Here is an 18,742-nt window from a genome sequence, read left to right as displayed (position 1 = left end):
TACAAAACAAACCTTCCTAAATATTCCAATAGACTTATAATGCATTGAAATCTAATTTTATTAATCAAAGCCTCTATTAAAAACTGATTTACAAAAATTTATTTTAAACTATATTTAAGCTACAATGTTTTAACAAGATGAAATCATTATGGATCTTACTAAAGAATTACAAGTATTTGCTGAAAGTCGTTTAAAACGCCCTCTAACTGAAGAGGAGCAAAAGCTAATAGATGAATTGATTAAACATATGGAATCAAAAGAAAAAAAACGTACTTCCACTGAGAATTAATGCTATATAAAAATCATAAACCTCAATGTATTTACTTCCTATCTTACTTAAAGATATTAAATAAATGTAAAGATTGCTCTGCAAATTAAGTGGATTGATTAATAACAGATTAATATTTAAAGATATCTAATAAAGATATGCCACTTTAATAAATAACTCTCAACTAATGGATTGTAGGTGTTTTTTAGCTTACACTAAGTTATGATAGAACATACTATCGATTCATCTAGCTTTGATCAAAAATATGCAAAACTTAAAACCCATAGGATTTTATAGCAAAAGCAAAAGTGAAAATTACAGCTATTTAAAAGTAAATAATTTCTACAAGATAATTAAACCTTTTACTGATAATGATAATAACCATCATGTCATTGGAGAAACATAGCAATATCTAGGTTATTCTTTTTTGCCTTATGACGAAGGCTTACAATGGATAGTATCATTTGATAGAGAACATGAAATGATGATTCAGCTTTGGCTATTGCTAGAGAAACAGAGGTATATTGCTAACAACATAGAGCAATATATTGAGCAAACCCAACAATAGAACATTTTACTAGAAACTAACTGGAATAGTTAAGACCTGATCGTACAATTTTCTTGCAAAAGAGAGAGTTACCCGTTTTGATAAAGGTGTTGAAACTTTAATCAGAACAAAAGGAGTAACTCTCATGTTACATACTAACAATCCAATCATTAAACATAAAGTAGGTCTTTTAAACTTAGCAGAAGAACTACAAAACGTATCCAAAGCCTGTAAAGTAATGGGGGTATCAAGAGATACCTTTTATCGCTACCAAGAACTTGTAGAGCAAGGTGATATCGATTCGCTTATTTCAAAAAGTAGACGAGTACCTAATCTAAAAAATAGAGTGGATGAAACAACAGAGCAATCAGTAGTATCTTATGCTGTAGAGTATCCTGCCTATGGTCAACACAGAGCTAGTAACGAGTTAAGAAAGCAAGGTATATTTGTTTCAGGTGGCGGTGTTCGTTCTATTTGGCTTAGGTATAACTTAGAGAATTTTAAAAAACGTCTTAAAGCATTAGAAGAAAAAGTAGCTACTGAAGGTATTATTCTCAACGATCAACAAATAGCTGCTTTAGAAAAGAAAAAGCACGATGATGAAGCGAGTGGTGAGATAGAAACTGCTCATCCTGGTTATTTAGGTTGCCAAGACACCTTTTATGTAGGTAACTTAAAGGGTGTAGGTAGAATTTACCAACAAACCTTTATCGACTCCTACTCAAAGGTAGTTCATTGTAAGCTATACACCACTAAAACACCGATTACCGCAGCGGATATACTTAATGATAAGGTATTACCTTTCTATAATAGTCATGAACTGCCTATGTTGAGAATACTCACTGATAGAGGCACAGAGTATTGTGGAAAGGTAGAACACCATGATTATCAGCTCTATTTAGCGATCAATGATATTGATCACACTAAAACTAAAGCCATGTCACCGCAGACTAATGGTATTTGTGAAAGATTCCATAAGACTGTATCACAAGAGTTTTACCAAATTACCTTTAGGAAAAAGCTTTATAATCATCTAGAGGAACTGCAAAAAGATCTGGACGAATGGCTAGATTACTACAATAATAACCGAACTCATCAAGGTAAAATATGCTGTGGAAGAACTCCTATGGAAACATTACTTGATGGAAAACTGATCTGGTTAGAAAAGAATTTAGACCAGATCTAACCTAACAGACACCTTTTTAAAATGGGTTACTGTACGATCTGGTCGTGACTACTACAAATTAACTTAACCTAAGCAATAAACCAAGTCATACCCTACCTAATAGCACTACTATTAAATGCTAATTAAAATTCTTATCCATAGCTTTTACAGATAAATACACTGTTCTTTATTCTATACTGGATTAGGGCTGGTGCTTTTGGCTGTCTAACCATGACATAACGTCCGACTTATAATAGATAACCCATCTGTCTGCCTTGCAGTAAGTTGGCCCCATACCTCTTACACGCCATATAGCCAATGTTGTAGACTTAATACGAAGTAGTTCTGCTACATCTTGATTAATTAAAAACTTTAGACTTTCCATTTTTATTACCTCTAAAAATGCCTATCGCCATAACAAAAAACAGGCAATAGACTTAACAATATGCATTACACATATTCTAAGTCCGCTGCCTGCTCATAAACAGACTTCTCGGTACTTAACTTTAAGTTTTAAGTTAAGAAAGCGGAGATTGTTTTTATCCTACAAAAAAAATTGAAAAAATCTATCATAATTTGAGGATCATTATTTTTATGACCAACTCCTTAGCTTAGAAAAACTTATCTCTGCTGAGTCTGCCTTACGTGCATATGGTATTTTAATCCATATTGCCACAAGCTGTTTAACACTGGCAACAAAACTAAACAGCTTACTAATAATAGGAAGGTTAAACCATTCATGTTTAACCTTTTACTGGATTACAGCATTATTGAGTTGAATTCCTCATGGACTGTAGGGACTTTGCGTTTTGTAAGCCAATTTTCATGTACTCAAGCTCGTAATTAGTCTCCTTACATGTTTGAATAGCTTGATCATTATCCATTTTTTTAAGTTGAGTTTCTAGCGTGCCGCGTCGATCTTTAAGACGTGTAATCTCGATTTCGGAAAAAATACCAGTTGCGCTAGAGATAAAGTTGCTAAGTCTTTGAATAATGGTATTAGTTTTCCCTAACAGAGTATTATCTGCTTCAGCATCTATAAGGATAGTATTATTTACCGCTGTTACTGCTATAGAGACCATTGTATTAATAATCTCTGTTAAAGCATCCCTATAGATAACTTCAGCCTGTTTACTGCCCTTAATAGGCCGTATTTTGCGACTGTTGCGAACCTGTCTCCGTGATTTGATAAGGGTCGGTAAATTGATTATCATAAGGTTTTTCCAACTCTTCTATATTCTCAATATCTTGTTCACTAATATTTGAAAAAACTCCTTTTTGCTTTAATTCCATCAGTGCCTGTTTACCTGTTATCAGGTTGTTTTGATAAAGGCTAACAATGCCCGTTGAATAGGTTGCAAAGGTGGTTGATTCTTCTTTAATATTAGACGGTTCAATACTTGGAAAATTATATGCGAAGTCGTCAGGATTGATATTAGCCATTGCTAACAAAAACTGGTCAGTAAAATCAAGTAATGGCCTTAAACGTGATTCTTGTAATGAGTTAATAGTGCCATAATAGGCTTGATTATCTTCTTCGCCACTGGCAAAGCCTGCTGCTGATTGACCAAACATCACTGTAACAGGTCTATCCATTGCACCAGCTACTACTTCACGCGCCTTCACCCATAGATCAGATAAACCGCTAAATGTAATTTCTTTCTGGTCGTACTCGTCATCAGCATCTACTAGCAACATATTGCTTAATGATTTAATTTGTTGAGCTAATTGAGCATATTTAACAACTAAATCCTCTTGACCGGCCGCTATTTGATTATTTAAACCCTTCATCTTTAATACATCAATCTTACATTCTTCAACAAGATCAGAGACTGAGGTTGATATAGCATCAAAGGCTTTAATAATATCCATCTTAGAATTAAGATCACTAACGCCTTGACCACCGTTCTTTTTTCTTTTGCTGAATGGTATCTTGCCAGTTACTAATCTATGTACTCTTGATGCATGTATTTCAATATTGCTTACTGTATAGGATAAAGGCTCTCCAAACGTTTTTGATAATATGCTGGTATCAATATCACCATTCTTATAATCATCTATTACAATAAAGCGTAATAATTTTTCTGTTGATAGATTTAATTCAGTTGCATATTGATCTTCTGTAATATCAGTAATAGCAAGTATTAATATTTCACCAAACAATGAACCAAAAGCAAGGGCTTCTTCAGCAATCATTGGTACTTTAAATTTATCTTCAAGTTTTTCAAGCAGCTTTAATTGTTCTGATTCAGTATCAGATGTTTCTATAACACGCCACTTTTTAACCATATCTCTGGCGGTTTTATCAATATACTTTTCTGCTATCCAACTTGAGAAATAAGTATTTAACCAGTAATTATTGCTTTTATTAGTAAATTGTTTATATTTTCTACTCTCTGACTTTCTACCTAATGCAGTAACTAAATTCATCATACTGTCATTTAACGTTTTTTCACTCATAAACTATCCCAAATAGTGACACTGCCACCTAAGAAATGATTAATAGCCATTACTAAAGTATCTACTTGGTCATCATGTAGATGGCTATCTGTGGCGGTAAAATCTTCACATTCATCAATAAAGTCACGCACCCATGAGGCATTAGCAGGCAGAAACACAAAACCACTTTCAATATATCCCTGTACACCTAACACTCTTGTATATTTATCAGTATCTGTTTGTATTGGTTTAACTGGAATTTTGGTGAACTTGTTTAATGTTTGAATTAAGCTTGAACCACTAGATTTATCTTCGATATGAATAGCTGTTGGTCTTTTATCTGCATATTTATTCCAAACATCTTTAGCAGTTCTAAAAAGGTCTGGAGCTTCCCACTTACCGCGCACCACATCAATAATATAAAGATTACTATCATGGCCAAGACCAACCACTAAAAACACGGTATAGTCATTTTGTGTTTTTACTTTCTGGGCGGTATCAGCAAATATTGCTACTCGTTTTATTCTTGGTAGTATTTCATAACGTTTGAACCAAGAGCCTTTAATTACTCCACCGCCAGCAGTAGTTGGACGTTGTTGATAGAAACTATTCCAAGTGGTTGTACCCACTGCTGACTTGATTTTATTTAGACGCTCTAAAGTAAATCTTTCAGGATGTAAAGGCTCACCTATTTTTCTAAACTGTTCATCTATCTCAGCAATAGCAGGGAAGCGTATTATTTTCCATTGGTCACCTTCCCCTTTTTCCATTTCAGCTATTAGTCGGCCTGCAAGATCGTCTTGATGCCAACGAGTCATACCTAACAGAATGCCGCTATTAGGGCTTAAGCGTGTATATAGTGTTGTAGTGTACCAACCCCATATAGCATTGCGTATTGTTGCACTATTAGCTTCTTTGGCATCTTTTATAGGGTCATCAATAATAGCTATATCAGCACCCGCCTGCGCCTACCCCTGCGCTTCTGTATGCACCTTGATAATTAACTATCTCAAATATTTCGCTATTCCTTAGTGGAGTATTGGCAATAGTTACAATGTTTTTTCGGTTTAGACTGGTGTCAGGGAAAACAGCATTATAGTTGGGTTCATCGATAATTCTTTGTACATCCCTGTTCATTCTACTTGATAAGTCTGAACTATAACTGGTAGCTATTATCTGAAGATTAGGGTCTTTACCTAATACCTATGCTGGAAATCTTCTACTAAATAATTCACTTTTACCGCTACGAGGTGGAGCAAAGATCATTAATCTAGGTTGTTTACCTGCTTTTACATCTTCATAGAACTCTTGAAGTGCATCAGCAACTATTTTATTAAACCATCCTTCTATAAAGTCTTGCTTAGTGTACTTTACAAAGTTGAAGAAATTACGTCTCGCCTTCTCTTGTCTGATCTCGCTTAGATTGTAAAATTGCAAGTTCTTCATATAGTTCTAATTCTTTATCTGACAGCTCAGAAAGATAAAACCTATTGTCTACTTTAATTGCTCCACCATTAGCACCTGTTACTTCATGTTTATCAGTAAATAGTTTTAAATGCTTTCCTAATAACTCGTAACCCTTTAATGCACTATTAGCATCAAACTTATATGCAGGGGCAAATTCACCATTAGATAATTCGACCATAACAGGCTTACCTGTTGCATCAATAATAGGTTTTGCTTGCATACAGCGTTCAACTGTTTCTTTGATAGCATTAAGCACATAATCAGCAGTAATTTCTGTTCTTTCTGATCTATTGTCCATAGCTTTTGAATTGCATTTGAAATACTAGTTTTACCTAGTAGTTGAGTTCCTATTTTATTAGCTGTAACTTTTGAGTACCTTGCTCTTATAGCTGCTTGTGTTGCATTTAGATCTATTAGATATTCTTTTATGAATAACTTCTGTTTGTTTGTTAATTTTCTCATTACTATTCCTATCGCCTAACGATAAGAAATAATCTCTTAGTTAGTTCGTTCTTTCATGATTATTTTAAGTTATTATACTTCCTATAAAATCGCCTAATATTGGAGTTTATATGATTGAAATACTTAATTTTATATTAGCTGTCCTTGTACCGGCCGCTTTCACTTTTATAGGGTATTTACTATATAGTAAATACCGAGATTTAGACCGCATAGAAAACCTTTTAGAAAAAATAGAAAAAATACAAGATCAGGAAGAGATGGCTGATACTAAAAGATATTTAGAAAAGAAAAAAATATACACTATAAAATTTCTTGTAACTGGCCGTAAAACAAAAGAACAACAAGATATGTTTTATAAAATATATGAAAAATGTGGCACTAGCTTTTCTAGCACACTAATAAGAATGTACACACACTATACGACACTATCAAATAACAGATTAGTATTTAGCTTTTTCCCTTTTTTATGGCAATCTCTTCTAGCAACCATCTTTATGATTGCTTTCATTTCATCAGCAATGAGATTTTATTTACCCACTATAAAAGAGCATGAATATTTGTATGCAGGCTCTTTTGTATTTTACTCCTTAGCACTATCATTTTGTATTATTTCAGCACTTTACTATTACCTTACTATTATTTTTACTTATAAAAAGTATAAGCAATTAATCGCCTCTGATTATGAGCATCAGCGATAATGATCTTCCTGCCACTCAATCAATGCATCTACCTGATCAGCACAAAGATTTAGATTCTTCTGAATAGTCAAAGTACACTCATACAGCTCACCATTATCAACTGGTTTGCAATCAGGAATAGATAATCTTTGGCATGGTGTAATAGCAGGTAGTTCTACTTTGACTACCTTCACATCAGTAACTACAGGCTTATCAATACAGCCCATTAGGCAAAGGCTGACTAGCCCAGTTATTAATAGTTTGATTTTCATGTTTCTTTGTCTTGAACTCTTGGACTAGCTTAGTAGCTTGTTTCTCTGTCTCTGTTCGTTTAGCTTCTAGCTTAGTGATATAAACCCTGTTTTGTTGAGCTTGGCTCTCTAATAGATCAATAGAGCCATTAAGGTTTTTATTAATATCAACCAACTGAATTATTTGACTCTCAGCACTATTTAATTGTAATAATGCTTTATCACGCTGATTAGAAAGTATTGATATGTAGATAATAGTTATAGCTAATAAAGCTACTAAACCAATAGAAGCATATTTAGTTATTGTTTCCATTATGGATACTGTTTACGATCTAATTCAAAGTGAGGTCCATCTTTCAGGGATTTCCAGCTTCCTCCCCATATAATAGGAATATTTAACTCCTCAGATGCCCGCTTAAATGCTTTTGAGATTTCTTCATAATACTTCCAACCTTACCATTAACATAAGCTACTACATCTACAGCATGGCCTGTTAAATGGCGGCTATTCATAGTTTGACTAGCACCACTAGCTACATATTTTTCTTGTGTAGCTCTATCTCTTAACCCTTCAGTAATACCGAAATCAATTGTAGATAACTGTAAAGCTCTATCAACTACTTTTCGTAAATCAGGATTAATGCCTGTTAGTTTATCTAAGCTTCTTTGGCTGAATTTGAATGTCATTCTTTATCAATCCTTTTATTTATAGCTTTTAAGATAAAATTTCTGAGCGCTGTCACACCAATAAAGCCAATGGCACCACCAATAGTAATAACTGCGCTTTGTGGGAGGTTAAATATTTCAACTATACTTGTAATACATAGTGACATGGCACCACAAGTAACTGCTTCTAAAGCTATTCTTATTGGTTTTGTTTCGTTTTCATCATAAAGTAATCTTAGTATAGCCATAATTGCCGCCATAACAGCCCCTTGTATAGTAGGGCTTTGTTCAATTGCTGCTATCAACCAATTCCATAGGTTGGGATCTTTGTTCGGCATATATTCTCTTAAGTAAAGTTGTATTATTTCAACACATCAATGTGTGATAATATTGAGTTGCAATACCTTAATGCAGATAAAAAAACCCCAATCATTTCTGAAAGGGGCTTTATTTTTATTTAATATAAAATTCAACATTTAGATCTGGTCTAAACAAATTACTTACTATTTCTTTAGCTTTTTGTTGAACTTCTGACATAGAGGTAGCTCTTTCATTTTCAAGAGCAACATTTATAGTTATCTGTGTATTTCTAAAAAGCCCTTCTTCAGTTACAAAACTTCCTTGTACAGGAACAATCCAAGTTGGTTTAGGATTAGGGCTCATTCCTGATGAGTCAAAAAGAAAATCACTAGGAAAATTAACAGTAAATCTAATATTATCAATGGCCATTTTTAAAATCTCCTTTATTGTTTAATAGAGATTACATTCTAGCTAGTATAAGCAATTGATTCTTTTTGCTTTAACAAGATAAAAAGCCCCAGACTATTGCTAGAAAGGGGCTTTTATATTTGTTACTGGTTACCTGCTCTTTCAATTGCCTCTCTATATTGAGCGGCTACCGCTACTTTTGCAGCATTATTGACTGCACCAAGAAAACCAGATGTTTTAGTATTTATTGTATCGGCTATTTCATTACCATATAACAAAATAGCACCTCTTAATCCTCCTGACTCGGAAGACTCAATTGAATTAAAATAATTTCCCATTTGTGGTGCTTTTTCACCAAATGACTTTAAAACATCCAAAAGAACATCCATAGTTTTTGTGGTTACTTTTATTGAGTTTCCAATACTTGACCCCCAAATTGAACCAATTACTAAGCGTATATTTTTTTCATGAATTGCTTCCACTTTTATCTCCTTATTTGTTTAATGGAGATTTAATTTTAGTGATATAGGAATGTTTATTCTTTTGGCTATAGCAAGATAAAACAGGCACAAAAAAACCAGCTTTGCTTGCTGGTTTTTAGTTTCAACTTTCAGTTATGATAATTTTTACCAAAATTCTGCACCACTGTCAATCTTTTAATTTATTTTTTTCTTTCATTCTTGTAATTGTCTCAACTCTTCTTGTTTTGCTTAGTTTTCTCAATCTTTCATTTTCTTCGTCAAGTGTTCTTATAAAATTTGCCACGCTGAGTGAATTAATCAATTTAACACTAGGGGTTCCAATATCATTGAAATAACCAGCCTCTTTCAGTCTATTTTCTAAGTCTTCAGAAATAACATCCATATTTTCTACTAGTATTCGCTCATAAGCTACATTTTTAAAGTTATACTTTTCTTTTAAACGTTCTAACATACCTAACAGCTCAAAAAAAGGAGTTTCTAGTATTGCTCCAGAAGTTTCAAGCTCAATAATCTTATTTTGTGCAGTTTCTAATTTATCTTTAATTTCATTATACTTTTCTTGCAGTTCATTCTTGTCTTGAATATTTTCTTCCGTAAGATCTCCAATAAGTTTATCTAACTCATTAAAAGCATCATCATATTGATTTAGAAATGAGGCTACTTCTGCACCGTTTACCCTGCTACTCTTACCCGTTTTAAAGGTAGGCATTAGCAGATGACTAACGTAACTAAGATTTTTTTCTAAAACAACAATTGAGCCTGAACAGCTAGGATCAATACCTATTATCTTTCTATCGTTTGTTTGCATTCTCATGTTCCTCGTAGGCTTCTCGTGCTTTTTTATTGCAATCAAATAATGAGCCAATAGGCTGATAATCAATGTCACCTTTTTTTGATGTAAATGCTCTATACTTCCAATCATCACCCGCTTTGAATTTGGCTACTTTGTAGCCTTTATCAGAAACAAGATGATAGTCACTAACTTCAGCCCATTTCATAGTTTTATCAGCCCTTTTTTAATTAACTTGAGCTAAGTACGCATAACGCCTTCAGCGTGATATTGTTTAGCTGTTTGTTGATCTCTATAAAGTGTGTTCTTCTATCTACTTCATCGTGACAAGAGCTACAAGCATAAGCCCCTTGTGTGTCTTTTGGTTTTTTACCCATTCCACAAGTACCAGCAAGCCTATAATGTGCAAATACAGTAGTTTCTGGATTGTGATTGCACACAGCAGGGATTCTAACTAAACATTCTTCTCCGCGTGCTGATTCAGTAATTTTGCTCATGCTGCTTCTTCCCAAAAAATAAAATCAGTTTTAGGTGCTGACCATTTGATATTGTGTTCAGCTCCAAATGCGTGCATTAACTCGATCAGATCAGTCATTTCTTTAACTGACATTTGACTAGTACGTTTACCTAGAAAAACCATACCGCCATTAATTCCTTGAGTTACTTTCATTTCTTGATCTAATGCAGCATTCAATATATCTTTCCATTCAGCAGGCTTTATTGTTTGTAATACGCCATTGATAACCCATTGCTTTTGATTTGCTATATCTGTGAGCATAGCCCACATTTTTGCATTCTGTTCTAATGTCCTTTTTGATTTAGCTGGTCGAACAATTAACTGTACCGCATCATGTTCTGCCAGTTTTTGAGCAAATAAATAAGCCATTGAGAAAATTTTTTTAGCTTTATCTAGTGAGTGAATAACATAGCTTTGCTTTACTTTGTCCATGATTATTATTTCCTGTATCTACTTGAAAAGTTGGCTACATTGCTTTCTTCTGGCTCTGGCTGCCATCCTTTAGCAAGTAAGTCAAAGCGACTCATAGAGCCATTAAAAGCTGTGTATATTGTGCCTGGTTCGCCATTACGTAGCTTTCCAAGAATTACTTCTGCAATTCCTTTGTATTTGCTGTTTTCTTGGTTATATACTTCGTCTCTGTAAAGAAATATGATTGCATCAGCATCTTGTTCAATTGCGCCTGATTCTCTTAAATCGCTCATCACGGGTCGTCTATTTGATCTTTGCTCTAATGCTCTGTTTAATTGAGATAATAGGATTACAGGGATATTTAACTCGCGGGCTAGTAGCTTGCATTCTCTTGACATTTCGCTTACTTCATTTACTCTGTTTTCATTTTTTCCTGACCCCTGCATTAGCTGAAGGTAGTCAACTACTAATAAATCAAGACCATGTTTTAATTTATGCCTGCGAGCAATAGAGCGTAATTGCATAATATTTAAGTTAGGGCGATCAGCCATAAATAGCTTTGATTTATTGATAGCATCAGCAGCACAAGCCAACTGAGAAGGATAATTGCAAGCAACTTGACCTGTTTTTATTTCTGATAGTGGGATACTCCCTACTGAGGCCAGTAATCTATCCATCAGTACACCGTTAGTCATTTCTAAACTAACAACTAGCACAGATTTGTTTTGATTTACTGCATTGTGACTAGCAATGTTCATTGCAAAGGCTGTTTTACCCATTGCAGGCCTTCCAGCTACTACATATAGCTCACCACCTTTTAAACCCATTAAACGCTTATCAATATCTTCATTACCTGTTGAAAGCCCGTCAATTTCTCCACCAAGAGCAAAACGTCTTTGTATTTCTTCTACATGGTTTATGAGTACATCACTAGCATGTACTACATCGTGCATATTTGATGATGAATCAAGTGATAGTGCTTTGCTTTGAATGGCTGCTATTTTGTCAGGTAGCTCTTGTTTTGTTTGAGCTATTTCAATAGCGTCATGACCTAACTTGACTAGCTCTCTGCAAACTGCTTTTTCTCGCACAATTTGAGCATAACCTTTTGCATTGGCTACGCTATATCAGAGTAACTATCTATGTTGATAGCAATGTTAGGTTTGGTCGTGACACTGTAGAAAGTTTAAGAATAAGCCCATTCACACCGAAAAGCCAGAATTAACATCAGCACATACTAATCAATGGGCTAATGCTAAAACTGCTTATAAACGTGATGGCAACCTAGATAAAGTATTATCAAGAGTAACCATGTCAAAACAACATTTAAACCGGCTCATAGAGGAATACAATAGTGAGATGGCACAACGTTCAGCAGAACAGTGAGGAATGGGAAAAACTTCGACTAGGTAAAGCGACAGCTTCTAATTTTGGCTTAATAATGGCTAATGATGGTAATGCTTTTGGTGAACCTGCTAAACGTTATGCATTACAACTTGCACTAGAAATTATTAATAACCAGAAAGCCGAATTTAGTTTTAGTAATCAACACATGGAAAGAGGACACGAGCAGGAACCAATAGCAAGGATGCTATACGAAAACCAATATTTTGTTGATGTTACTAATGGCGGCTTTTTTGATCTTGTCGATTATGGTGATTCACCAGATGGATTAGTAAATGATGATGGTGTCATTGAGGTAAAGTCAGTTATTGCACCTACTCACTACGCCACATTAAAACGTAATTCGTTCGATCCTTCATATCGATGGCAACTCATAGGACACTTGGATTGCACTAATAGAGAGTGGGTAGACTTTATCAGTTACTGTTCAGAATTTCCACCAGATACACAATTAATAGTTCATAGGTTAAATAGAAATGACTATTTAGAAGATATTAACAAATTAAGAAATAGACGAGCTGATTTTATTCAGCTAGTACAAAAGACACTTACAACTATTCAGAGATAGGTAAATGAGAAAAGAACATTTTAAACAGCCTATTACAGAAAGGCTTAAAAGGCACTATAGCATTAATCAAAAAATAGGATGCTGGATGTTAAGTATTGTGTAAAAATGCACCAAGTTTGTATAAGAATATAGTGAACGCACTCAGAATTGCTTTAGATATTGGAAACTATCTGTTTTTTAGGTAAAATAAAACTTTGACTACAAGTTTGTTTGATGGCGGAATAGGACTTAAATAGAGCTATTAAAATGGAAGTGAAAATGAAGAAAATAATTGTACCAATATTTCTTGGTTTAGTATTAGCTGGTTGTGCCGCGCTAAACGAACGAAGGGAAACGTTAAATGATGTGATGCAAGCATGGGTTGGTTCTAATGAGAGTAAGCTAGTCGCTAGATGGGGAGCCCCCTCCTCTTCATATCAAAATCGAGATGGTTCAACAGTGCTGACTTGGAAGTCAATCACTGATGTAGGTGGTATTTGCAGTAAAACATTTGCCGTAAATGCTAGAGGAATTATCACTGGTTGGAGTTATAACGGCTGTTACAAACACACAGGTAGAATGGGAATTCCACTAGGAACACCTATTCCAGAATCGACACTTTAATAAGTTACTAGGTATTGTTGCAGATATTATTAACACTAGTAGTCAAAGCAATATGTCTACTATTATGCAAGAATTTGTACCTATTGAACTTATACCCACTTTGATGGAAATAGGTCTTAAAAGGTTATTAAGAAGAATTAACTAACTATTAGCCCCTTTAATTAGGGGCTTTTACTAGATTAAATTCTAATCTACCTAATATAACCTAGTCATACCCTACGACTAATAGCCTTACTCAACACTTACTAACATTCTTATTCACAGATATTGTGGATAAATACCCTACTCTTTAACTTATCGTTTTAACTAATGAGGAATTATCGTGCATGATATTAATGTATTAAGCCTGTTCGATGGAATTTCAGTCGGTCGTTTAGCATTAGATCGCGCAGGTATTTCCGTTAAAAACTACTATGCTAGCGAGATAGATAAATATGCTATAAAAGTTAGTGAGAATAACTATCCCGATATTATCAGACTTGGCGATATTAATAACTGGCAACAATGGAATGTTGATTGGTCTAGTATTGATTTAATTCTTGCTGGTTCGCCTTGCCAATCATTTTCAATAGCTGGTAAGCAATTAGCCTTTGATGATCCAAGAGGTAAGTTATTTTTTGTTTTTGTAAACATTCTAAATCACGTTAAAAAGTTTAATCAAAGCGTTAAATTCTTACTTGAAAATGTAAGAATGAAAAAAGAGTTTATTAAAGTTATTAGTGACTATTTAAACGTAGACCAGGTAGTCATTGATAGCGCATTATTAAGCGCACAAAGTAGAAAAAGACTATATTGGTGTAACTGGCAAATAACACAACCAGAAGATAAAGGAATATTACTAAAAGATATTATTGAACATGGGTTTGTGGATAGGGATAAATCATACTGCATTGATGCAAACTATCACAAAGGATCAAATTTTAATAATTATTTTGAAAAATCACGTAGGCAGATGGTCTTTTTAGACAAAGAATATAAAGATTTCAGAATATTAACACCTATCGAGTGTGAACGCCTACAAACTCTCCCTGTTGGATTTACTGATGGCATTAGCAATACTCAACGATACCGTTGTTTAGGTAATGGCTGGACAGTTGATGTAATAGCACACATTTTAAAATGTTTAGTAGATCAGCCAGAAATATCAAATCAACCAGTAGTTACTATTCCTAAATCTAATCAATTATCACTTTTTAACTAATGAGGTGTTTATATGCCTTTAAATAACTTATTAAACAAACTAACTAAAAGAGAAAGAGAAATTTGTATTTTGTTAATCAATGGTTATCCAGCAAAACAAGTTGGTTTTGAGTTGGGAATTGCAGAACCAACCGTAAAAAGTCTTACGACAAACATATTTAATAAGCTAGGTATTAACAATAAAACACAGTTAGTCAGCTTTGTATTTACAGATTTTATTAAGAATATCGCTAATAACTCTTTTAGTGATCCAGTAGAAGCAGCTAATCAGTTCTTAATTAGTTTACAGGTAAAGCCTACTTAGGGCGTGGAGTGATTATGAGCATATTTAAAAATATTCAAGAAGAAAATGATTTTTGTAATACTCAATGTGCTAACTGTATGGCAGATATGAGAGAAGATTGTAATATTTTTGATGATGATGAAAAAGCATAAAAAAGAGTGGATGGCAAGGTCATTTGTACAGTATCAGAACCTATACCAGATGGTTTATTGCCTAATCAAGATGATCAAAATACTTTTCCTATGTTCAATAACTGGAAACCAGATATTGAAGTATCAGAATCCACTTTAAAAGAATTTATATTTTTTTGGACTAACAAACCAGATATTAAGAAAACTAATGAACAATGGCTACAAGCATTAGCACAATCTCAACAATATGCAGATAGTAGAAATGAATACTATCGTAGTAAAGGTGGTCAAGATGAGTGAAGTATTAACAGATGAAGAAGTGGCAGAAATCACTGGATTTATAAGGTCCAAACAACAAAAAGAATGGTTAATTAAAAATAATTGGCCTTTCTCAGTTAAAAAGAATGGCAGGCCCTCTGTACATAGACTAGTTATGCGCATGAAGTTAGGTGTGCCTATTGAAAACACACAAACAGATAAAGAAGAAGAATTTATATTAGATTTAACTAAGGTAGGATGATATGCGACCTAAGAGTCCTGAAAATAGAGAATTACCAGTAAGAATGATAAAAAGAGTAAGGACCTTAAAAAACGGGAAAAAACTAACATATTATTTCTATAACGCCAAAGGTACAACATCAAAACAAAAAGAAATCCCACTAGGGCCTGACTTAGATGAAGCAAAAATAAAATGGGCCGAATTTGAACAAACAAAAGAGCCTTTAATATTGAAAAATAGAAACAAATTGGGTTATCTATTTGATAGATATGAAAGAGAAATAGTACCAACCAAAGCACCAAGGACCCAAAAAGATAACTTAGCAGAATTAAAACAACTAAGAAAAGCATTTGAAGATGCACCAACTAATGCTGTAAAACCGCATCATATAGCACAATACAGGGACGCTAGGACCGCGAAAACTAGGGCGAATAGAGAAATGGCCCTACTTTCTCATATCTATAAATATGCTATTGAATGGGGAATTGCAAAAGAAAACCCTGTAGCTGGTGTTCGTAAGAATAAAGAAAAAAGCAGGTCCTACTATGCTGATGATGAAGTATTTTATTCAGTATATAAATATGCGGACCAAGCATTAAAAGATATGATGATGGTTGCTTATTTAACGGGCCAACGCCCTGCTGATGTTCTTAGCATTAGAATGGCTAATATAACTAATGAACATTTACTCATAGGACAGAATAAAACAGGCCATAAATTACGAATTAGGCTTATCAATGATGATGGTCCTACAGGCTTAGGAATGTTAATCAACAACATTATTTCAAGAAAACAAGAAGGTGGGCCTTATTTAATATCTGTTAATGGTAAAGGTATAACCTACTCTATGTTAAGAAACAGGTTTGAAAATGCTAGGATTGATGCAATGAATGAAGCATTATCAAATAAAGATCAGGACCTAGCGGATAGAATTAAACAATTTCAATTTAGAGATACCAGGTCCAAAGCAGCTAGCGACATGAATGATATTAGTGCAGCTAGCAAACTTCTAGGTCATAGCAAAGAGAAAATAACTAGAGACGTTTATATTCGCATTGGTCAAGAGGTGGACCCACTCGAACGCTAATTATTACGGAAATGATATTAATCCATTACGGAAACATACATTTACTATAGGCAATAAAAAAGCCAGCAATCTTTTACAATTACTAGCTTTTAAATGGTGGGCCCAGCAGGACTCGAACCTGCGACCAACGGATTATGAGTCCGCTGCTCTAACCAACTGAGCTATAGGCCCTTAGTGGGGGCAAATTATACAGATAGAAAGTAAATTCGCCAACCTATTTTTAAGAAAATTATTCGTCTAAGAACGAACGCAGATGCTCACTGCGTGTTGGATGACGTAGTTTTCTTAAAGCCTTAGCTTCAATTTGACGTATCCGCTCACGGGTTACATCGAACTGTCTACCAACCTCTTCTAATGTGTGGTCAGTATTCATATCAATACCAAAGCGCATTCTTAGTACTTTTGCTTCACGAGCAGTTAAGCCTGACAATACTTCTCGAGTCGCTTCTTTTAAACTTTCAGAAGTTGCCACATCAACAGGTAATTGCATTGTTGCGTCTTCAATAAAGTCGCCAAGATGTGAATCTTCATCATCGCCAATGGGTGTTTCCATTGAGATAGGTTCTTTGGCAATTTTTAGTACCTTACGGATTTTATCCTCAGGCATATCCATGCGCTCACCTAACTCTTCAGGTGTTGGCTCACGTCCCATTTCTTGTAGCATTTGACGTGAAATACGATTTAGTTTGTTAATCGTTTCAATCATATGCACAGGAATACGAATGGTTCTAGCTTGGTCTGCAATCGAGCGAGTAATCGCTTGACGAATCCACCAAGTAGCATAGGTTGAGAACTTATAACCACGACGATATTCGAACTTATCTACCGCTTTCATTAGGCCGATATTACCTTCTTGAATAAGGTCTAAGAATTGTAAGCCTCGATTAGTATATTTCTTAGCAATAGAAATAACTAAACGTAAGTTTGCTTCCACCATCTCTTTCTTAGCACGACGTGTTTTAGCTTCGCCAATAGAAACACGACGGTTAATATCTTTAACTTCAGAGATTTTTAGGCCTAAGTTTTCTTCAATATCCAATAGCTCTTGTTGTAAAGCTTGAATATTTTCTACCTGCTCAGCCATTGCTTCAGCATATTTACTTTTACCACTAGCAATTTTAGCAGCCCAACTAACATTGGTTTCATTACTAGGGAAATGGCGTAAAAAGTCAGTACGTGGCATTTTGGCATTACGTACACAGGCTTGCATAATTAAACGTTCACGTTTACGCACTTCACTTAATGCCTGACGCACCATACCAATCACAATATCATATTGTTTAGGTACTAGTTTAATAGGCATTAAGATATCAGCTAACGTCTGTAATTGCTCTTGTACTTTGGCTGATTTACGAGAGCTCTTTTTCATTAATTTTTGTACAGCTGCAAATTGCTCTGCTACCGCTGTAAAACGAATCCGCGCCTCTTCTGGATCTGGTCCACTTTCGCCATCACCATCGTCTGAATCTGATGCTTCTTCATCTTCATCATCGTCTAAATCATCATCTTTGGCAGCGACTTCTTTTTCTTTAATTTCTAATGGGATTTCTTCAGCAGATAAGTCACCATTTTCCGCATCAATATAACCAATGAGCAGATCAGATAAACGACCATTCTCTGTAGTAATACGTTCATATTCAGCTAGAACATGTTCTACAGGACCTGGAAAATGCACAATAGCACTCATTACATCGCGAATACCTTCTTCAATACGCTTCGCGATTTCAATTTCACCCTCACGGGTTAACAGATCAACCGTCCCCATTTCTCGCATATACATGCGCACAGGGTCTGTAGTACGACCAATATCACTTTCAACAGCCGCTAATACAGCAGCAGCTTCTTCAGCTGCTACTTCATCAGTATTGGCATCTGATAGTAGTAAAGAATCTTCATCAGGGGCTACTTCGTAAACGTTAATCCCCATATCATTAATCATTCTAATGATATCTTCGACCTGCTCTGGATCTGAAATATCCTCAGGCAAATGATCATTAACATCCGCATAAGTCAAATAGCCTTGTTCACGGCCACGACTAATCAATTCTTTTAAACGGGATTGCTGGTTTTCAGACATAGGACTCTATCCAAGGTAGATCTATAGCAAAAAGAAAATTA

At 34.6% G+C, this 18,742-nt stretch carries 29 protein-coding genes, 1 tRNA gene and 2 pseudogenes; 11 read left to right on the top strand and 21 right to left on the bottom strand.

The window, feature by feature from the left end; translation table 11 throughout:
* The first annotated feature begins 148 nt into the window (after positions 1 to 148).
* The 3 genes from ACQVD9_RS08775 (at position 149) to ACQVD9_RS08765 (ending at position 2,001) form a co-directional block, all read left to right on the top strand.
* Positions 149 to 289, top strand: coding sequence for a hypothetical protein (locus tag ACQVD9_RS08775; protein WP_264745665.1), 141 nt, complete (start codon positions 149 to 151; stop codon positions 287 to 289).
* A 406-nt stretch (positions 290 to 695) separates the two neighbouring features.
* Positions 696 to 836: a hypothetical protein gene (locus ACQVD9_RS08770; protein WP_264745664.1), complete on the top strand. Its 141-nt coding sequence runs from the start codon at positions 696 to 698 to the stop codon at positions 834 to 836.
* Between the two features lie 124 nt (positions 837 to 960).
* Positions 961 to 2,001: an IS481 family transposase gene (locus ACQVD9_RS08765; RefSeq protein WP_264745663.1), complete on the top strand. Its 1,041-nt coding sequence runs from the start codon at positions 961 to 963 to the stop codon at positions 1,999 to 2,001.
* A 181-nt stretch (positions 2,002 to 2,182) separates the two neighbouring features.
* On the opposite strand, the gene ACQVD9_RS08760 is transcribed toward ACQVD9_RS08765, so the two are convergent.
* From ACQVD9_RS08760 to ACQVD9_RS08730, 7 genes and pseudogenes are all read right to left on the bottom strand, one after another.
* Positions 2,183 to 2,365 (bottom strand): MerR family transcriptional regulator, encoded by a 183-nt coding sequence (locus ACQVD9_RS08760; protein WP_264745662.1) that lies wholly within the window; start codon positions 2,363 to 2,365, stop codon positions 2,183 to 2,185.
* Between the two features lie 382 nt (positions 2,366 to 2,747).
* Positions 2,748 to 3,062 carry a hypothetical protein gene (locus ACQVD9_RS08755; RefSeq protein WP_264745661.1) on the bottom strand — a complete coding sequence of 105 codons (315 nt, stop codon included), beginning with the start codon at positions 3,060 to 3,062 and terminating at the stop codon, positions 2,748 to 2,750.
* 58 nt (positions 3,063 to 3,120) lie between these two features.
* A complete protein-coding gene (locus tag ACQVD9_RS08750) occupies positions 3,121 to 4,440 on the bottom strand; it encodes a phage portal protein (protein ID WP_264745660.1) in 1,320 nt (439 codons plus the stop codon).
* A complete protein-coding gene (gene terL / locus ACQVD9_RS08745; protein ID WP_264747876.1) occupies positions 4,437 to 5,369 on the bottom strand; it encodes a phage terminase large subunit in 933 nt (310 codons plus the stop codon). The genes ACQVD9_RS08750 and terL overlap by 4 nt, the downstream gene beginning before the upstream one ends.
* Positions 5,370 to 5,622: 253 nt before the next feature.
* Positions 5,623 to 5,865 carry a hypothetical protein gene (locus ACQVD9_RS08740; protein WP_264745659.1) on the bottom strand — a complete coding sequence of 81 codons (243 nt, stop codon included), beginning with the start codon at positions 5,863 to 5,865 and terminating at the stop codon, positions 5,623 to 5,625.
* Positions 5,807 to 6,184 (bottom strand): terminase small subunit, encoded by a 378-nt coding sequence (locus ACQVD9_RS08735; protein ID WP_264747912.1) that lies wholly within the window; start codon positions 6,182 to 6,184, stop codon positions 5,807 to 5,809. Before ACQVD9_RS08735 ends, ACQVD9_RS08740 begins: the two co-directional genes overlap by 59 nt.
* A gap of 32 nt (positions 6,185 to 6,216) precedes the next feature.
* Positions 6,217 to 6,348: pseudogene (locus ACQVD9_RS08730) on the bottom strand (terminase small subunit); the annotation flags it as partial.
* Positions 6,349 to 6,458: 110 nt separating this feature from the next.
* Here ACQVD9_RS08730 and ACQVD9_RS08725 point away from each other — a divergent pair.
* Entirely contained in the window at positions 6,459 to 7,046 is a 588-nt protein-coding gene (locus ACQVD9_RS08725; protein WP_264745658.1) for a hypothetical protein, read from the top strand.
* Here the strand turns inward: ACQVD9_RS08725 and lysC are convergent.
* From lysC to ACQVD9_RS08665, 12 genes and pseudogenes are all read right to left on the bottom strand, one after another.
* The gene (gene lysC / locus ACQVD9_RS08720) at positions 7,037 to 7,252 is read right to left on the bottom strand and encodes an Rz1-like lysis system protein LysC (protein ID WP_264745657.1); all 216 of its coding nucleotides are present in this window, start codon (positions 7,250 to 7,252) and stop codon (positions 7,037 to 7,039) included. The two genes, ACQVD9_RS08725 and lysC, sit on opposite strands and share 10 nt — an antisense overlap.
* Positions 7,239 to 7,589 (bottom strand): hypothetical protein, encoded by a 351-nt coding sequence (locus ACQVD9_RS08715; RefSeq protein ID WP_264745656.1) that lies wholly within the window; start codon positions 7,587 to 7,589, stop codon positions 7,239 to 7,241. Before ACQVD9_RS08715 ends, lysC begins: the two co-directional genes overlap by 14 nt.
* Positions 7,589 to 7,663, bottom strand: coding sequence for a M15 family metallopeptidase (locus tag ACQVD9_RS08710; RefSeq protein WP_413774191.1), 75 nt, complete (start codon positions 7,661 to 7,663; stop codon positions 7,589 to 7,591). Before ACQVD9_RS08710 ends, ACQVD9_RS08715 begins: the two co-directional genes overlap by 1 nt.
* Before the next feature lie 8 nt (positions 7,664 to 7,671).
* Positions 7,672 to 7,962 (bottom strand): M15 family metallopeptidase domain-containing protein, encoded by a 291-nt coding sequence (locus ACQVD9_RS08705; RefSeq protein ID WP_264745655.1) that lies wholly within the window; start codon positions 7,960 to 7,962, stop codon positions 7,672 to 7,674.
* Positions 7,959 to 8,279, bottom strand: a complete 321-nt coding sequence (locus ACQVD9_RS08700) for a phage holin, lambda family (RefSeq protein ID WP_264745654.1) — start codon at positions 8,277 to 8,279, stop codon at positions 7,959 to 7,961. The genes ACQVD9_RS08705 and ACQVD9_RS08700 overlap by 4 nt, the downstream gene beginning before the upstream one ends.
* 115 nt (positions 8,280 to 8,394) lie before the next feature.
* Positions 8,395 to 8,670 carry a hypothetical protein gene (locus ACQVD9_RS08695; RefSeq protein ID WP_264745653.1) on the bottom strand — a complete coding sequence of 92 codons (276 nt, stop codon included), beginning with the start codon at positions 8,668 to 8,670 and terminating at the stop codon, positions 8,395 to 8,397.
* A gap of 122 nt (positions 8,671 to 8,792) precedes the next feature.
* Positions 8,793 to 9,131: a hypothetical protein gene (locus ACQVD9_RS08690; protein WP_264745652.1), complete on the bottom strand. Its 339-nt coding sequence runs from the start codon at positions 9,129 to 9,131 to the stop codon at positions 8,793 to 8,795.
* 166 nt (positions 9,132 to 9,297) lie between these two features.
* A complete protein-coding gene (locus ACQVD9_RS08685) occupies positions 9,298 to 9,939 on the bottom strand; it encodes a RuvC family protein (RefSeq protein WP_264745651.1) in 642 nt (213 codons plus the stop codon).
* On the bottom strand, positions 9,923 to 10,129 hold the full coding sequence (locus ACQVD9_RS08680) for a hypothetical protein (RefSeq protein ID WP_264745650.1): 207 nt from the start codon (positions 10,127 to 10,129) through the stop codon (positions 9,923 to 9,925). The genes ACQVD9_RS08685 and ACQVD9_RS08680 overlap by 17 nt, the downstream gene beginning before the upstream one ends.
* 32 nt (positions 10,130 to 10,161) lie before the next feature.
* Positions 10,162 to 10,418: pseudogene (locus ACQVD9_RS08675) on the bottom strand (DUF1364 domain-containing protein).
* Positions 10,415 to 10,870, bottom strand: a complete 456-nt coding sequence (locus tag ACQVD9_RS08670; RefSeq protein ID WP_264745649.1) for a recombination protein NinB — start codon at positions 10,868 to 10,870, stop codon at positions 10,415 to 10,417. The pseudogene ACQVD9_RS08675 and the gene ACQVD9_RS08670 overlap by 4 nt, the downstream one beginning before the upstream one ends.
* A 5-nt stretch (positions 10,871 to 10,875) precedes the next feature.
* Entirely contained in the window at positions 10,876 to 11,940 is a 1,065-nt protein-coding gene (locus tag ACQVD9_RS08665) for a replicative DNA helicase (protein ID WP_264745648.1), read from the bottom strand.
* Between the two features lie 263 nt (positions 11,941 to 12,203).
* Here ACQVD9_RS08665 and ACQVD9_RS08660 point away from each other — a divergent pair, with 263 nt between their 5' ends.
* From ACQVD9_RS08660 to ACQVD9_RS08630, 7 genes are all read left to right on the top strand, one after another.
* Positions 12,204 to 12,821, top strand: coding sequence for a lambda exonuclease family protein (locus tag ACQVD9_RS08660; protein ID WP_264745647.1), 618 nt, complete (start codon positions 12,204 to 12,206; stop codon positions 12,819 to 12,821).
* 258 nt (positions 12,822 to 13,079) lie between these two features.
* Entirely contained in the window at positions 13,080 to 13,424 is a 345-nt protein-coding gene (locus tag ACQVD9_RS08655; RefSeq protein ID WP_264745646.1) for a hypothetical protein, read from the top strand.
* Positions 13,425 to 13,746: 322 nt separating this feature from the next.
* The gene (locus tag ACQVD9_RS08650; RefSeq protein ID WP_264745645.1) at positions 13,747 to 14,625 is read left to right on the top strand and encodes a DNA cytosine methyltransferase; all 879 of its coding nucleotides are present in this window, start codon (positions 13,747 to 13,749) and stop codon (positions 14,623 to 14,625) included.
* Positions 14,626 to 14,637: 12 nt separating this feature from the next.
* On the top strand, positions 14,638 to 14,928 hold the full coding sequence (locus ACQVD9_RS08645) for a helix-turn-helix transcriptional regulator (RefSeq protein WP_264745644.1): 291 nt from the start codon (positions 14,638 to 14,640) through the stop codon (positions 14,926 to 14,928).
* 137 nt (positions 14,929 to 15,065) lie between these two features.
* On the top strand, positions 15,066 to 15,338 hold the full coding sequence (locus ACQVD9_RS08640; protein WP_264745643.1) for a hypothetical protein: 273 nt from the start codon (positions 15,066 to 15,068) through the stop codon (positions 15,336 to 15,338).
* Entirely contained in the window at positions 15,331 to 15,558 is a 228-nt protein-coding gene (locus tag ACQVD9_RS08635; RefSeq protein ID WP_264745642.1) for a DUF4224 domain-containing protein, read from the top strand. Before ACQVD9_RS08640 ends, ACQVD9_RS08635 begins: the two co-directional genes overlap by 8 nt.
* A 1-nt stretch (position 15,559) precedes the next feature.
* Positions 15,560 to 16,624: a tyrosine-type recombinase/integrase gene (locus tag ACQVD9_RS08630; RefSeq protein WP_264745641.1), complete on the top strand. Its 1,065-nt coding sequence runs from the start codon at positions 15,560 to 15,562 to the stop codon at positions 16,622 to 16,624.
* A 94-nt stretch (positions 16,625 to 16,718) separates the two neighbouring features.
* Here ACQVD9_RS08630 and ACQVD9_RS08625 read toward each other — a convergent pair.
* Both ACQVD9_RS08625 and rpoD read right to left on the bottom strand, forming a co-directional pair.
* A tRNA-Ile gene (locus ACQVD9_RS08625) sits at positions 16,719 to 16,795 on the bottom strand.
* Positions 16,796 to 16,853: 58 nt separating this feature from the next.
* Positions 16,854 to 18,701: an RNA polymerase sigma factor RpoD gene (gene rpoD / locus ACQVD9_RS08620; protein ID WP_264745640.1), complete on the bottom strand. Its 1,848-nt coding sequence runs from the start codon at positions 18,699 to 18,701 to the stop codon at positions 16,854 to 16,856.
* Positions 18,702 to 18,742: the final 41 nt, after the last annotated feature.

This window comes from Entomomonas sp. E7T21 (assembly GCF_058693955.1).
Note: the sequence above shows the minus strand (reverse complement) of the source record. Positions and strands in the feature narration are given on the sequence as shown.

Excerpts from the sequence above, each read along its gene's own strand:
- ACQVD9_RS08775 (WP_264745665.1), top strand. The coding sequence starts at position 149 with ATGGATCTTACTAAAGAATTACAAGTATTTGCTGAAAGTCGTTTAAAA.
- ACQVD9_RS08740 (WP_264745659.1), bottom strand. The coding sequence starts at position 5,865 with ATGAAGAACTTGCAATTTTACAATCTAAGCGAGATCAGACAAGAGAAG.
- lysC (WP_264745657.1), bottom strand. The coding sequence starts at position 7,252 with ATGGGCTGTATTGATAAGCCTGTAGTTACTGATGTGAAGGTAGTCAAA.
- ACQVD9_RS08705 (WP_264745655.1), bottom strand. The coding sequence starts at position 7,962 with ATGACATTCAAATTCAGCCAAAGAAGCTTAGATAAACTAACAGGCATT.
- ACQVD9_RS08695 (WP_264745653.1), bottom strand. The coding sequence starts at position 8,670 with ATGGCCATTGATAATATTAGATTTACTGTTAATTTTCCTAGTGATTTT.
- ACQVD9_RS08685 (WP_264745651.1), bottom strand. The coding sequence starts at position 9,939 with ATGCAAACAAACGATAGAAAGATAATAGGTATTGATCCTAGCTGTTCA.
- ACQVD9_RS08670 (WP_264745649.1), bottom strand. The coding sequence starts at position 10,870 with ATGGACAAAGTAAAGCAAAGCTATGTTATTCACTCACTAGATAAAGCT.
- ACQVD9_RS08680 (WP_264745650.1), bottom strand. The coding sequence starts at position 10,129 with ATGAAATGGGCTGAAGTTAGTGACTATCATCTTGTTTCTGATAAAGGC.
- ACQVD9_RS08765 (WP_264745663.1), top strand. The coding sequence starts at position 961 with ATGTTACATACTAACAATCCAATCATTAAACATAAAGTAGGTCTTTTA.
- ACQVD9_RS08735 (WP_264747912.1), bottom strand. The coding sequence starts at position 6,184 with ATGGACAATAGATCAGAAAGAACAGAAATTACTGCTGATTATGTGCTT.
- ACQVD9_RS08755 (WP_264745661.1), bottom strand. The coding sequence starts at position 3,062 with ATGGTCTCTATAGCAGTAACAGCGGTAAATAATACTATCCTTATAGAT.
- ACQVD9_RS08700 (WP_264745654.1), bottom strand. The coding sequence starts at position 8,279 with ATGCCGAACAAAGATCCCAACCTATGGAATTGGTTGATAGCAGCAATT.
- ACQVD9_RS08750 (WP_264745660.1), bottom strand. The coding sequence starts at position 4,440 with ATGAGTGAAAAAACGTTAAATGACAGTATGATGAATTTAGTTACTGCA.
- rpoD (WP_264745640.1), bottom strand. The coding sequence starts at position 18,701 with ATGTCTGAAAACCAGCAATCCCGTTTAAAAGAATTGATTAGTCGTGGC.
- ACQVD9_RS08635 (WP_264745642.1), top strand. The coding sequence starts at position 15,331 with ATGAGTGAAGTATTAACAGATGAAGAAGTGGCAGAAATCACTGGATTT.
- ACQVD9_RS08725 (WP_264745658.1), top strand. The coding sequence starts at position 6,459 with ATGATTGAAATACTTAATTTTATATTAGCTGTCCTTGTACCGGCCGCT.
- ACQVD9_RS08655 (WP_264745646.1), top strand. The coding sequence starts at position 13,080 with ATGAAGAAAATAATTGTACCAATATTTCTTGGTTTAGTATTAGCTGGT.
- ACQVD9_RS08760 (WP_264745662.1), bottom strand. The coding sequence starts at position 2,365 with ATGGAAAGTCTAAAGTTTTTAATTAATCAAGATGTAGCAGAACTACTT.
- ACQVD9_RS08715 (WP_264745656.1), bottom strand. The coding sequence starts at position 7,589 with ATGGAAACAATAACTAAATATGCTTCTATTGGTTTAGTAGCTTTATTA.
- ACQVD9_RS08645 (WP_264745644.1), top strand. The coding sequence starts at position 14,638 with ATGCCTTTAAATAACTTATTAAACAAACTAACTAAAAGAGAAAGAGAA.
- ACQVD9_RS08630 (WP_264745641.1), top strand. The coding sequence starts at position 15,560 with ATGCGACCTAAGAGTCCTGAAAATAGAGAATTACCAGTAAGAATGATA.